Annotated in this window: 11 protein-coding genes and 1 pseudogene; 4 read left to right on the forward strand and 8 right to left on the reverse strand. The window is 72.3% G+C overall.

Annotated features, from left to right (window positions below; all coding sequences use genetic code 11):
- Window positions 1–754: pseudogene (locus ACFY0T_RS08255) on the reverse strand (Toxic cation resistance protein); the annotation flags it as partial.
- 231 nt (window positions 755–985) lie between these two features.
- Here ACFY0T_RS08255 and ACFY0T_RS08260 point away from each other — a divergent pair.
- Entirely contained in the window at window positions 986–3061 is a 2076-nt protein-coding gene (locus tag ACFY0T_RS08260; RefSeq protein WP_388865904.1) for a PhoX family protein, read from the forward strand.
- A gap of 63 nt (window positions 3062–3124) precedes the next feature.
- On the opposite strand, the gene ACFY0T_RS08265 is transcribed toward ACFY0T_RS08260, so the two are convergent.
- The 5 genes from ACFY0T_RS08265 to ACFY0T_RS08285 form a co-directional block, all read right to left on the reverse strand.
- Entirely contained in the window at window positions 3125–5059 is a 1935-nt protein-coding gene (locus ACFY0T_RS08265; RefSeq protein ID WP_388865907.1) for an FUSC family protein, read from the reverse strand.
- 26 nt (window positions 5060–5085) lie between these two features.
- On the reverse strand, window positions 5086–6093 hold the full coding sequence (locus ACFY0T_RS08270; protein ID WP_388865910.1) for an endonuclease/exonuclease/phosphatase family protein: 1008 nt from the start codon (window positions 6091–6093) through the stop codon (window positions 5086–5088).
- 78 nt (window positions 6094–6171) lie between these two features.
- Window positions 6172–6462 carry a hypothetical protein gene (locus tag ACFY0T_RS08275; RefSeq protein ID WP_388865913.1) on the reverse strand — a complete coding sequence of 97 codons (291 nt, stop codon included), beginning with the start codon at window positions 6460–6462 and terminating at the stop codon, window positions 6172–6174.
- The gene (locus ACFY0T_RS08280; RefSeq protein ID WP_388865915.1) at window positions 6459–6842 is read right to left on the reverse strand and encodes a hypothetical protein; all 384 of its coding nucleotides are present in this window, start codon (window positions 6840–6842) and stop codon (window positions 6459–6461) included. Before ACFY0T_RS08280 ends, ACFY0T_RS08275 begins: the two co-directional genes overlap by 4 nt.
- A gap of 121 nt (window positions 6843–6963) precedes the next feature.
- Window positions 6964–7746 carry an alpha/beta fold hydrolase gene (locus ACFY0T_RS08285; protein WP_388865917.1) on the reverse strand — a complete coding sequence of 261 codons (783 nt, stop codon included), beginning with the start codon at window positions 7744–7746 and terminating at the stop codon, window positions 6964–6966.
- Window positions 7747–7842: 96 nt separating this feature from the next.
- On the opposite strand from ACFY0T_RS08285, the gene ACFY0T_RS08290 reads away from it, so the two are divergent.
- Complete coding sequence (locus ACFY0T_RS08290; RefSeq protein ID WP_388867007.1) at window positions 7843–9393, forward strand: aminotransferase class I/II-fold pyridoxal phosphate-dependent enzyme; 1551 nt, start codon at window positions 7843–7845, stop codon at window positions 9391–9393.
- Here ACFY0T_RS08290 and ACFY0T_RS08295 read toward each other — a convergent pair.
- Window positions 9308–10207 carry a hypothetical protein gene (locus ACFY0T_RS08295; RefSeq protein WP_388865920.1) on the reverse strand — a complete coding sequence of 300 codons (900 nt, stop codon included), beginning with the start codon at window positions 10205–10207 and terminating at the stop codon, window positions 9308–9310. The two genes, ACFY0T_RS08290 and ACFY0T_RS08295, sit on opposite strands and share 86 nt — an antisense overlap.
- 396 nt (window positions 10208–10603) lie before the next feature.
- On the opposite strand from ACFY0T_RS08295, the gene ACFY0T_RS08300 reads away from it, so the two are divergent.
- Window positions 10604–10801, forward strand: a complete 198-nt coding sequence (locus ACFY0T_RS08300) for a hypothetical protein (RefSeq protein WP_388865923.1) — start codon at window positions 10604–10606, stop codon at window positions 10799–10801.
- A gap of 119 nt (window positions 10802–10920) precedes the next feature.
- Here the strand turns inward: ACFY0T_RS08300 and ACFY0T_RS08305 are convergent, their stop codons facing one another.
- Window positions 10921–11385, reverse strand: a complete 465-nt coding sequence (locus ACFY0T_RS08305) for a hypothetical protein (protein ID WP_388865925.1) — start codon at window positions 11383–11385, stop codon at window positions 10921–10923.
- A 105-nt stretch (window positions 11386–11490) separates the two neighbouring features.
- On the opposite strand from ACFY0T_RS08305, the gene ACFY0T_RS08310 reads away from it, so the two are divergent.
- Window positions 11491–12141 carry an NAD(P)-dependent oxidoreductase gene (locus ACFY0T_RS08310; RefSeq protein ID WP_388865928.1) on the forward strand — a complete coding sequence of 217 codons (651 nt, stop codon included), beginning with the start codon at window positions 11491–11493 and terminating at the stop codon, window positions 12139–12141.
- Window positions 12142–12208 lie beyond the last annotated feature (67 nt).

Here is a 12208-nt window from a genome sequence, read left to right on the forward strand (position 1 = left end):
GTGGGGCCTGATCGCCGTCGGCGGCCGCGGGCTCGTCCGCCTCGGCGGCGACGGGGGTGGGCTCCTCGGTGACAGCGGGCTCGACCACCGGCTCGGGCTCCGCTTCGGCCACAGGCTTGGGCTCGACCACTGGCTCGGGCTCGGCCGCGGGCTCGGGCTCCGCTTCGGCCACAGGCTCGGGCTCGGCCACCGGCTCGGGCTCAGCCGCGGGCTCGGGCTCCGCTTCGGCCACAGGCTCGGGCGCGGCCACAGGCTCCGCCTCGGCCGCCGGCTTCGGGGTCGCCTCCGCGGCCGGAGCGTCCGCGGTCACCGTTTCCGCCGGAGTCTCCGCCGTGACCGTTTCCGCCGGAGGTGTCGGCGCCGGCTTGGGCACGGTGACGTTGTCGAAGGCCGCCGACACCAGCTCGTCCACGACGGACGGCTTGGCGGTGGGCTCGGGTTCGGACGAAGGGGACGGAATCTTCGGCCCGGCCTCCGGTGCGGGAACCCGCTCGGCCTCCTGCGAGGGAACCCGCTCGGCTTCCTGCGAGGGAACCCGCTCCGGTTCCTGCGAGGGAACCCGTTCGGTCTCCTGGGAAGGAACCCGTTCGGAGGCCTCCTGTGCGGGAGCCGGATCGGCCTCCCGGGAAGGGGCCTGCTCCGTGGACGGGGCCGGAACCGTTGGAGCCGAGGCCTCTCGCGAAGCCTCCGCGTCGGCGTCACGACCCTTGCGTGAGCGGCCGAACGCGTTCCGCAGGAGAGTGAGAATGCCCATGTGCGCAACCCTTCGCGTGAGTTGATCCCGTCAATCCCTGGCCAGGACGGACACGTAAGGTTAGCGGCCGCTGCCGGTGATCTTGGGCAGGGGCGGGGAGCCGTAATGCCGCCGTGTCAATACCCCCACAGCTCCCACAGGTTCACCCTTAATTCACCGGAGTGCAGCGTTCCTGCACGCACGCCCCCCTAGCGTCACGCTCACACCAAGGGTTCGCATGGGGAGAGTAAAGTGCGCAGACTGCTGCCGTTGATCGGAACGCCCGGCTCACATCCCGGCGGTCGGTCCGCCATGACCTGCAGGTTCCGCTGTGGTGACGCATGCTTCCACGAGGTGCCCAACACCAGCGACAACGCCTACGTCGGTGACGTCATCGCCGGTGCCCTCAGCCGCCGTTCGATGATGCGGGCCGCGGCCGTCGTGACGGTGGCCACGGCGACGGGCGCCGCGGTCGTCGGCACCGGCGCCCAGAAGGCCTCCGCGACCGAGACGGCGTCCGCGACCGAGGCGGCGTACATGAGCGAAAGGGGGGCGCGCGGGCTCCGCTTCACGCCCATCGCCCCGAACACCACCGACGCCGTGACCGTCCCCGACGGCTACAGCCAGAACGTCGTGATCCGCTGGGGCGAGCCCATCCTCCGCGGTGCCCCCGCCTTCGACCCGGAGAACCAGACCGCCGAGGCCCAGGCCGGCCAGTTCGGTTACAACAACGACTTCCTGGCCCTGCTCCCCCTCCCTGGCGAGCACGGCCGGCAGGTCCTCGTCGCCAATCACGAGTACACCGACGAGATCCTGATGTTCCGCGGGTACGACGCCGAGAACCCGACCCGTCAGCAGGTCGAGGTCGCCTGGGCCGCGCACGGCCTGTCCGCCGTCGTCGTCCAGAACGACCACCGCACCGGCAAGCTCACCGCCGTCCCCCGCCACCCCCTCAACCGCCGCGTCACCGCCACCACCGAGTTCCGTCTCACCGGTCCCGCCGCCGGTTCGGACCTCCTGAAGACCTCCGCCGACCCGACCGGTCGCAAGGTCCTCGGCACGCTCAACAACTGCTCGGGCGGTACGACCCCCTGGGGCACCACGCTGCACGGCGAGGAGAACTTCAACCAGTACTTCGCCAACAGCAGCCGCGCCACGGACAAGCGGTACGGCATCGGCACGGGTGCCACCGAGCGCAAGTGGGAGCGTTTCGACAAGCGGTTCGACGTCGCCCAGGAGCCGAACGAGGTGCACCGCTTCGGCTACGTCGTCGAGTTCGACCCGTACGACCCGACGTCCACGCCCCGCAAGCACACCGCCCTCGGCCGCTTCAAGCACGAGGCCGCGACCGTCCGGCTGACGGAGGACGGCCGCCCGGTGGTCTACACCGGCGACGACGAGCGCTTCGACTACTTCTACAAGTTCGTCAGCAGCAAGCGGATGCGCAAGGGCAGCTCCCGCGCCGTCCGCGAGCACAACCTCTCGCTCCTGGACGAGGGGACGCTGTACGTCGCCAAGCTGACCGGCGACTCCCCGGCCACCGACATCGACGGGACCGGGAAGCTCCCGAGCGACGGTGAGTTCGACGGCAGCGGCGAGTGGATCCCGCTGGCCACCGCGAACGCCGACGGCGCCGTCTCGCACGTCGACGGCATGACCGCCGACGAGGTCTTCGTCTTCACCCGGCTCGCGGGCGACAAGGTCGGCGCCACCAAGATGGACCGGCCCGAGGACATCCAGCCCTCCCCGGCCACCGGCAAGGTCTACGTCGTCCTCACCAACAACTCCAACCGCGGCAAGACCGGCTACGCGCCCGCCGACGAGGCCAACCCGCGCAACGCCAACAAGCACGGGCACATCCTGGAGCTCACCGAGCGCCGGGGCCGCGCCGAGAGCACGACCTTCGCCTGGTCGCTGTTCCTCGTCGCGGGCGACCCGGCCGACCCGGCCACCTACTTCGCGGGCTTCCCCAAGGACAAGGTCAGCCCGATCTCCTGCCCGGACAACGTGGCCTTCGACCCCTACGGCAACCTGTGGATCTCCACCGACGGCAACCAACTCGGTTCGCACGACGGCCTGTTCGGGGTCGCGACCAAGGGTGAGCGGCGCGGTGAGCTGAAGCAGTTCCTGACCGTGCCGACCGGCGCGGAGACCTGCGGCCCGCTCGTCCAGGACCGGCGCGTGGTCGTCGCCGTCCAGCACCCGGGCGAGATCGACGGCGCCTCCGTCGAGAAGCCGGCCAGCGTCTGGCCCGACGGCCCCGGGAAGATCGTCCGCCCGGCCGTGGTCGCGGTCTGGCGCGCGGACGGCTGCGACGTGGGCATCTAGCGGTAGCCGTACATACGAGTTGGGGGCGCCCTTCGTTCGAAGGGCGCCCCCAACCTGTCGCGATCAGCGCGGCGAGGTGATCGCCCGCGCCGCCGCGACCTCCTGGCGGACCGGTTCGAGGACGCTGTCCGGGGGGCCGGTGAGGTCCGTACGGACGGCGAAGAGCACGTCGGTCTCGCGCAGGCCCTCCGACAGTTCCCGGAGCTGGAGGGCGACGTGGGCGACCTCGGCGGCGGACGGTGCGGGCGCGCCCTGTTTGACGCGGACGCGCGCGGCGGTCGTGGCGTCGACGATCCGTTCGACGGCGACGACGAGCGGCCACCAGGCGGCGGCGCGGCGCCCGATGGGCGGCGGTTCGGTCAGGGCGCGCTGGAACTCCGTACGGATGGAGGAGAGGTCGCGGTAGAGGCGCCGGCGCCTGCGGGCGCGGGCGGCGGGATCGGCGGTGTCCCCGAACGCCAGCTCCACATAGCCGGCCGTGTCCGCGACCGCGTCCGCGAGCCGGTCGCCGACCCGGGTGTGCCAGCTCTCCGGCCACAGCAGGTACCCGGCGACGAGCGCGATCGCGCAGCCCATGAGGGAGTCGACGAGGCGGGGGACGAGGAGCGCCGTGCCCTGCTGGTTGAGGATGTCGGAGAGGAGCAGGATCACCGGGGTGATGGCGGCGGTCTGGTAGCCGTAGCCGCGCGGGGTGAGCGCCGGGATGAGCGGGGCGAGGACGAGCAGGACGGGCACGTCCCACCAGCCGCGCGGTACGACGGCGAGGACCCCGGCCGCGACGACGAGCCCGGCCACCGTGCCCAGCGCGCGCAGCAGCGCCCGGGAGAAGACGGACCCGAAGTCGGGCTTCATCACGAAGGTGATGGTGAGGGCGACCCAGTACGAGCGCGGCACCGAGATGATCGAGACGAGCACCTGCGCGAGGCCGATGCACAGCGCGAGGCGCAGGCCGTAGCGCCAGGAGGCGGCGGACAGGACGACGTTGCGGGCGGCGCGGGCCGCGCGGATGCGGAGGGCGGCGGGCCGGCCGAGGCGGTCGTCGAGGTGGTGCGGGTCCGGTGCCTGGTCGGTCACCACGTCAGCGGCATGGCGCAGCGCGTGGTTGACGGCGCGCGCGGTCTCGTTGGTGGGGGCGGGCAGCTGGAGTCCTATGGGCCCGGTGTAGCCGGTCTCCACGGCGTCGGCGAGATGGCGTACGGCGGTGGGGACCTCGGCGGGCAGCGGCTTGCCGTGCTGGTGAGCGGCCGGGGCGGCCTCGACGACGGGCGTGACGGCGTTCAGCTGGGCGAGCAGCCGGACGAGGTCGGGGCTGCGGCCGTGGTGGAAGGCGCGCCGGGCGAGGACGACGTCGTACGACTGGTTGAGGGACTGGGTGACTGCGTAGCGGACGTCGTCGTAGGCGTCGGTCCCGCTCGCGGCGAGCAGGTCGGCGACCGTCCGGTAGGTGCTCGCGACGGCGGCCCGCTCCGGCACGCCCGAGCGCAGGGGCCAGGCGAGCAGCGCCAGGACGAGGACGAGGAGGCCGCCGGAGGACATCAGCAGGGGCGCCAGCCACCACTGTCCCGGCAGCGGAAGCCCGGCGCCGATCACGCAGTTGAGCAGGAGCAGCAGTCCGGATACGGAGGCCACGGCGCCGATCGTGGAGATCATCCCGGAGATCAGCGCGACCGCGGTGACGGCGGCGACGGCGACCCAGCCGTGCCCGAAGGCGAGCGAGCCGATCGTGACGCCGACCGCGCCGAAGAACTGGGGCACGGCGATGTTGAGGATCCGCAGGCGGTAGGCGTCCGCGGTGTCGCCGATGACCCCGGACAGGGCGCCCATGGAGGCGAGGGCGCCGTAGGCCGGTTTTCCGGCGGCGAGGCCGAGGGCGAGCGGGAGGGCCATGGCGACGGCGGCGCGGGCGACGGCGGCCCAGTTGACGGCGGCCTGCTGCGGTTGGAGGTTCCTGACCAGCCAGTCGGGAGGGGTGAGGCCGATGGGGAACTCTCGGGACATGCCCCAAGTATGGCCGCCCTCCCGGCTCATTCGTGCTGGTGGAGGGTGAGATCGACGACGAGGGCGCGGTGGTCGGTGCCGGTGATGTCCAGGAACGTCGCCTCGTTCGCCGAGAAGTCCTCGGAGACCAGGACATGGTCGATCTGCGCGCCGAGCGCCGGGGCCGTCTTCGCGGGCCAGCTCGGGGTACGGGGGTCCCCGGCGAGGCGGGAGCTGTCGCGCAGGCCGGTGTCGAGGATGCGGCGGAACGCGGCGTGGTCCTGGGAGGCATTGAAGTCTCCGGCGAGGATGGCGGGGCTCTTGCTCGCGGCCGCGTAGTCGCGCAGCTCGCCGAGCTCGCGCCGCCAGACGCCGAGCTGACCGGGCAGCGGGGGCATCGGGTGCGCGAGCTGCAGCCGTACGTCGTGTCCGCGCACGTCGGCGACGGCTCCGGGCATGCCCATCGTCCCGGGCACACCGTCGGCCCGTGTCAGCGGAAACCGGCTCATGATGACCGACCCGTCGGATCCGCTCCCCTCGACGGCCTCCCGGTAGGGATAGGCCCCATCCGTCCCCCCGAAGGCGTCCTCCAGCGCCCGCGCACACCCGTACTCGCACTCCTCCACGAACAGGATGTCGGGCCTGTGGCGCCGGACGGCGGGGATCAGGGCGTCGGTCCCGCGGCCGAACTCCACGTTCGAGGTCATGACCCGCAGCTCGGCGAGCGGAGTCCCCCCGGGTTCACTGGTCTTTCCATACGGCTCGATGAACCATGCGAGGACCCCCAGCACCACCACGGCCCACACCATCCCGACCCGCCAGCGCGCGAGCAGCGCGAGCAGCAGCCCGAACCCGGTGGGTGCGAGCAGCCACGGCAGGAATGCCAGCAACTGCGGCACGGGCGTGATCCCGTCGCTGTCGGCCACCCGGCACCCGACGACCACACTCACCCCGGCCAGCACCAGCCCCGCCGCCCAGGCTCCGGCCACCCGCCCGGCTCGCCGCCCCCCGACCGGTCTCTCCGAGTCCGTCCACTCCGCCGCAGCAGTGTCCAACTCCAGGCCTTCCGCTCGTCCGTGGGGGGATGCCCGAATCCTCCCTCAAAGACGGGGTGCGGTGGTGGAGGGTTGCCGCTAGAGGTCGCTGAAGGGCGGAATGACTCTGGTGATGGCGATGAGGCGGAGGCGGGGCACGGGCAGGGCGTAGAACCAGCCGTCGGCGAGCAGCGGCACGCGGCGCACGCCGCCGGGAACGCCCCGGCGCGGGCCTTCGCCGATGTCCGTGACATCGACACCGACCTCGGCGAGGGCGACCATTTCACCGGCGAGGCGCTCGACTTCGAGCACCACGTGTTCGGGCAGGCCCGACACGACGTGGTGGGCATCCGGGTCATACTCCCAGCGCCACTGTTCCTGGTCACTCACGCGGCGCCCGGCTCCCGTGCGACTCCTGCCTCGACGCTTGCCGCGTCCAGGATGCGCCCGATCTCGGCGGCGATCGACCGGGCCTCGTCGAGGTCTGCGGTCTGTGCCGCGTGGACTTCGAGATCGTGCAGCCGGGCGGCCCGTTCGGGGTACCGCTCTATGGCCACGTACACGGCCCATTGGCCGGCGAAGCGCCGCATGGGCGCCGCGCTCACCTGATCCCGCGCCTGCTGCAGCGCAGCCGCCCGCTCCGCGTCGAAGGTGGGCAACACGTCGGGGGCGATCACGGCGAGTGCCGCACGCAGTTCCTCCGGGGTGCTCGCGGGTTGCGCGATGCGCGGGTGGCCCGAGGGCGGGGGCGGGCCGGGCTGCGTGCTCATCGCGATCTCCTGAAATGTCGACTGCGTCGCTGCGCTTCAACGGTACGGGCTCCGGGCGACGTCCCGCACGCCGTTGACCGGGTGTAACCCGATAGTGGCACCTCAGCCCCGGTCGCGGCGGTCAGCCCTCGACCCGGGCCAGGAACGCCGCCAGCGCCCCGTTGAACTCCCGTGCCCGCTCCAGGTTCGGCATGTGCGCCGCCGACTCGATGACGTGGAGGGTGGAGTCGGGGAGCGCCGCGTGCATGGCCTGCGCGTCGGAGACGGGGGTGTACTCGTCGTCGGCGCCCACGACGACCAGGGCCGGGACGGTGACCTGGGTGAGCAGCTCGCGGTAGTCGGGGCGTTCCGCCCGGCCTCGCAGGGCGGCCGCCGCGCCCTCGGGGGGCGTCGAGGTCATCATGCGGTGCACGTGCGCCGCGACCTCGGCGTCGGCGTAGGGCGCGACCATCTTGTGCAGCACCTCGTCGGCGTACCCGCGCATCCCCTCGCGCACGAGCCGGTCCGCCATGTCGTTGCGGGCCTTCTTGCCCGCGGGCGTCTCGGCGGCCGGGAACGTGTCGGCGAGGACCAGGCCCCGGATCCGCCCCGGGAACTGCCGGTAGCACTCCATGACGATCTGGCCGCCCATGGAGAGCCCGGCCAGCACGAACTCCGCTACCCCCAACTCGTCCAGCAGCGCCGCGATGTCCTCGGCGAAGGTGGCGAGCGGGGTGACGCCGGGGACCACCGGGGACGCGCCGTAACCACGCAGGTCAGGGGCGATCACGCGGCGCTCCGGTGAGAACGCGGCGATCTGCGGGGCCCACATGGTGTGGTCGAAGGGGTGGCCGTGGATCAGGACAAGGGGCAGCGCCGTCGAGTCGGCGCCCCCTCGGTCCTCGTATGCGAGGAAGGGTGCCATGGCCACGACCCTAGGCTCGCCCAACTGCTCGGTGCAATAAGATCTTTGCCCTCGGTGCAATCTTGTTCCGGGGACGCGAGACAGGGGGCTCACGTGGTGGAGGACTACCGGCGTATCGCCGACCGGATCGCCGACGACATCGCCGCCGGGCGGCTCAAACCCGGTGAACGGCTGCCTCCGCAGCGGGTGTTCGCCCGGCGGCGCGGGATCGCCGGGTCGACGGCCGGGCGGGTCTACAGCGAGCTGGTACGGCGCGGACTGGTCGTCGGCGAGGTCGGGCGCGGCACGTTCGTCCGGGCCGCACCGCTCCCCTCGGGCCGCGCGCTCGCCGAACCGGCGACCACCGCCCCGGTCAACCTGGAGCTCAACTACCCTTCCGCGCCGGGCCAGTCGGAGCTCCTCGCCCCCGCCCTCGCCCCGCTGCTGCGCCCCGACGTCCTCACGGAGTCCCTGCGCACCGCGCCCGCCACCGGAACGGCCGCCGCCCGCGAGGCCGCCGCCGCTGTCCTCGCCACCCCGGGCTGGCGCCCCGCCCCGTCCCGGCTGGCCTTCGCGGGCAACGCCCGCCAGGCCATCGCGGCCGCGCTCGCCTCCCTCGTACGGCCGGGCGGCCGCGTCGGCATCGAGTCCCTGACGTATCCGCTGGTCAAGGAGATCGCGACGCGTCTGGGCATCACCCTCGTCCCGCTGCCCATGGACGCGCAGGGGCTCCGCCCGGAGGCGGTCGCGTCCGCCCACCGCTCGACACCGCTCTCCGCCGTGTACGTCCAGCCGACCCTGCACAACCCGACGTCGGTGACGATGGGGGACCAGCGCAGACGCCAACTGGCAGCTGTCGTCCGGGACGTGGACCTCCCGGTCGTCGAGGACCGCATCTGGTCCTTCCTCCACGAGGGACCCCTCCCTCCCCTCGGCGCGTACGCCCCCGAGCGCACCTACGTCGTCGACGGCCTCTCCAAGCGCGTCGCCCCGGGCCTGACGGTAGGTTTCCTCGTCGTCCCGGACGACCGGGTGGAACAGGTGGCGGCGGCCCTCCGCTCGGGCGCCTGGACCGCGAGCCGGTTCGCCCTGGAGGCGGCGGTGCGCTGGATCGCCGACGGCACGGTGGACCAGCTTGTCGCAGCCAAGCGGGTGGACGCGACGGAACGCCAACGCCTGGTCGCCGAGCACCTGGACGGGTTCGCTGTCCACTCTGACCCGCGCGCGTATTACGCCTGGTGGGAACTGCCGCCCCCGTGGCGGGGCGACACCTTCACGGCAGCGGCCGCGGAGAGGGGGATAGCGATCACGCCGGGTTCGGCTTTCGCCCCCATAGCTGTGGGCATGCGTGCCGCTAGGGGCGACATCCCACCCGTCCCAGCTGTGGGCATGCGTGCCGCTAGGGGCGAGGGGGGTCCCCCCTGTTCGAGCGAAGTCGAGAACTTGGGGGAGGGTGGGCACTGGGGGTACCCCCTGCTCGAAGAGCTTGGGGGAGGCACCTCGCAAGCGCCGAGCAGCGCACCCACCCCGAGCCCAGCCCCCACCCGGAGCACCGTGCAAGCTGCCCCACCCCAGGACTGCGTCAGGCTCGGACTCGCGTCGAGCCCTCCGCAGGAGCTTGCCGAGGCCCTGCGGACCCTCGCCGGTATCGCACGTACGCGCCCGTGAGCAGGGCGATCAGGGCCACGGAGAGGCCCAGCACCAGCAGCCCCCAGGACACCAGCCGGAGCGTGTCCGTGAGGGCGTCGTACACCGCGCCCGCGGCCGTAGGGGACACGTCGGGCGGCAGATCGGAAAGAGTGAGCCGCCGCCCCACGGCGATCGCGACGCCGAGCAGCGCGGCGCCCACCGCGGTGCCGAGCCCGGTCGCCACGACCGCCCGCCGGCGGCACACCGCGAGAAGGATGCCCGCGAGGGCGAAGACGACCGCACCGACCGGCAGCCAGAAACCGGCGACTTCGAGCACGTGGAACCCCTTCCGGAGCCGGGTCAGATCCTCGGCCTCGAGCACCGTGACCTCGGTGTGCTCGACGGGGATCCGGTTCGCCAACGGCACGTGGTCGTCGGCGAGTCGACGTTTGACCTGTTCGGTGACGGGCGCGAGGTCGACGGTCACCGGCCCCTCGCGGTCGTCGCGCAGCGCCCGCATCACGGCGTCGTGCGCGGCCCGGTTCGCGGCCTCCCACGCCGTGCGGTAGGCCTCGGTCTCGGTGAACGAGCGCACCGCGTCCCGCACGAAGTGGTTCACCGGCCCCTGCAGCCGCGGCCGTACGTGGACCTCGCGCAGGATCCCGTCCGTCACGCCGGCCGCGATCGCGTCCCGTACGTCGGCGTCGGTGGCGAGCGGCGCCATCGTGGCCTCGTACCGCGCGGAGTCACCGAGCCCGTACATCACCCAGGTCGACAGCGCGCCGAGCGGCGCGAGCAGGCAGGCGAGGACGATCAGCACGGCCGACAGAGCGCTCCGGAGACCTTGGGACACCCCACCAGGCAAGGCCTCCCGGCGGCCCCGCGCGAGCGGTGTGACTGCAAATGGGCGCAGACGACAGTCCGAACGGGGCCCTCGGTCACTCACCCGGACCTCGGTCGTCGCAGGCCCGACACCCCAGTCATCACACGGGCCCCACGCGCTCCGGTGGAGCACTCACCCGAACGGGTGTTTCCTGGATCTGGGAGAAGGAGGCCGATATGCGCACCACCCGGGCTCTGCGGACCCTTGCCGCGGCCCCGTTGACCGGCGGAGTTCTCACCGCCGCGGCGGCGCGCACCTCGGCAGCGGCGACCCCGTCGACGCCCACCTCCGGTGGCGACGGCTCGGGCGGTGCGGTATGGGGCACCGTCGTCTCCCGAGTGTTTCGTGGACACCTATGGACAGTGGATGCCGAGCTGTTCGGACCCGTGCCCCGGCCGGCGGGACGGATCCTGGACCAACTCGGACTGGGGCAACGCCAACTGGGACGACTCGTACGGGTACATCGACCCCTGTGACGACCCCGGCTGGACTGCGTCCGGTTCGGGAACCTGGAGCTTCAGCGTCTCCGGCTCGTTCAGCTGGAACCTGACCGGCTCCTCTTAGGGCTCCTGGGACTGGGTCCCAGGGGGTAGGTGAGTGAGGGAGACGCACGAGGCCCCGGCAGCCTGCCGGGACCTCGTGCGCCATCACCGCCATGACGCCTCGTGCGCCATCACTTGGTGCTAGCGCGGATCGGGATGCCCCTCCGCGTCCTCGTGCGTGTAGTAGCGGTAGAAGGCCAGCGCGAACACGGTCGCCGCGATCACCAGTCCCATCCACGTGGACTGCAGGACGGTCTCGCCGGTCTGGCTGTACAGGAACCCGAACGTGATGCCCGCGAACGAGGCCCAGAGCACCGCGTGCAGTTCGCGCTTCAGCAGCGGCGCCATCGCGCGGACGCCGATGTAGAGCGCCGCGAACCCGATGGTGCAGACGAAGCCGAACAGGACGTTCCAGCCGGTGATCGGGCCGGCGTCGCGGTTGATGGCCGCAGCCCAGTAGCCGTAGATGAGCCCGCCGACGACGGGCGTCGCCCACCTGGCGATCCTGTGGGTGCGCTCGTCGAAGACATCGGGTGTGCTGGGCGTTGGTATGGCCGGTATGCCTGGTGTCCTCGGGACGGGTGACGCCGGTGCCGCATGAGCCATGGGAGCACTCCTCTCTCCTCGCCCCCCGCCTTCCAGAGCACACCCCGGCAGGGCCCCTGGCAAGTCGGGATGCGGCGGCTTTGACCCCGTGTTTCGCTGAGTCCCATGAAGCTCGTTCTCTTCGGCGCCACCGGCATGGTCGGGACCCGTATCGCCAGGGAGGCGTCGGCGCGCGGACACCAGGTCATGGCGGTGAGCAGGTCCGGGCAGTCCCCGATCCCCGGGGTCACGGCGACGGCGGCGGACGCCTCGGACCCGGCGAAGGTGGCGGAGCTGGCGGCGGGCGCGGACGCGGTGGCCTCGGCGTGCGTGCCGCCAAGGGATGGCTCCGACCCGCGCGGGCCCTTCCTCGCCCTCAACAAGTCGCTGGTGGAGGGCGTACGGCAGGCCGGAGTTCGACGGCTCATGATCGTCGGCGGCGCGGGCAGCCTGGAGGTCGCGCCGGGCCAGGCGGCGGCCGACCAGCCCGGCTTCCCGGAGGCCTACCTCCCGGAGGCCCTCGCCCACCGCGACGCCCTCGCCTTCTACCGCTCACTCGAGGACGAGGGCGACGAAGGCCTCGACTGGACCTACGTCTCGCCCGCCGCCGAGATCCGCCCCGGCGAACGTACGGGCACCTTCCGTATCGGCGGCGACCGGATGCTCACCGACGACCACGGAAACAGCCGGATCAGCGCCGAGGACTACGCGATCGCCTTCGTCGACGAGCTGGAGAAGGACGCCCACCCGCGCGCCCGGATGTCGGTCGCGTACTGATGCCGCTCGCGCGCTGAAGAGCGCTGGGACGACTACGAGGACCAGTACGAGGACGAGGTGGTACGGG

Source organism: Streptomyces sp. NPDC001530 (genome assembly GCF_042894545.1).
Lineage (GTDB): Bacteria > Actinomycetota > Actinomycetes > Streptomycetales > Streptomycetaceae > Streptomyces.

What these genes read in the sequence shown, in the direction of transcription:
- ACFY0T_RS08300 (WP_388865923.1), top strand. Translation starts at nt 10,604, where the DNA reads ATGCCGAGCTGTTCGGACCCGTGCCCCGGCCGGCGGGACGGATCCTGG.
- ACFY0T_RS08265 (WP_388865907.1), bottom strand. Translation starts at nt 5,059, where the DNA reads ATGTCCCGAGAGTTCCCCATCGGCCTCACCCCTCCCGACTGGCTGGTC.
- ACFY0T_RS08280 (WP_388865915.1), bottom strand. Translation starts at nt 6,842, where the DNA reads ATGAGCACGCAGCCCGGCCCGCCCCCGCCCTCGGGCCACCCGCGCATC.
- ACFY0T_RS08310 (WP_388865928.1), top strand. Translation starts at nt 11,491, where the DNA reads ATGAAGCTCGTTCTCTTCGGCGCCACCGGCATGGTCGGGACCCGTATC.
- ACFY0T_RS08305 (WP_388865925.1), bottom strand. Translation starts at nt 11,385, where the DNA reads ATGGCTCATGCGGCACCGGCGTCACCCGTCCCGAGGACACCAGGCATA.
- ACFY0T_RS08285 (WP_388865917.1), bottom strand. Translation starts at nt 7,746, where the DNA reads ATGGCACCCTTCCTCGCATACGAGGACCGAGGGGGCGCCGACTCGACG.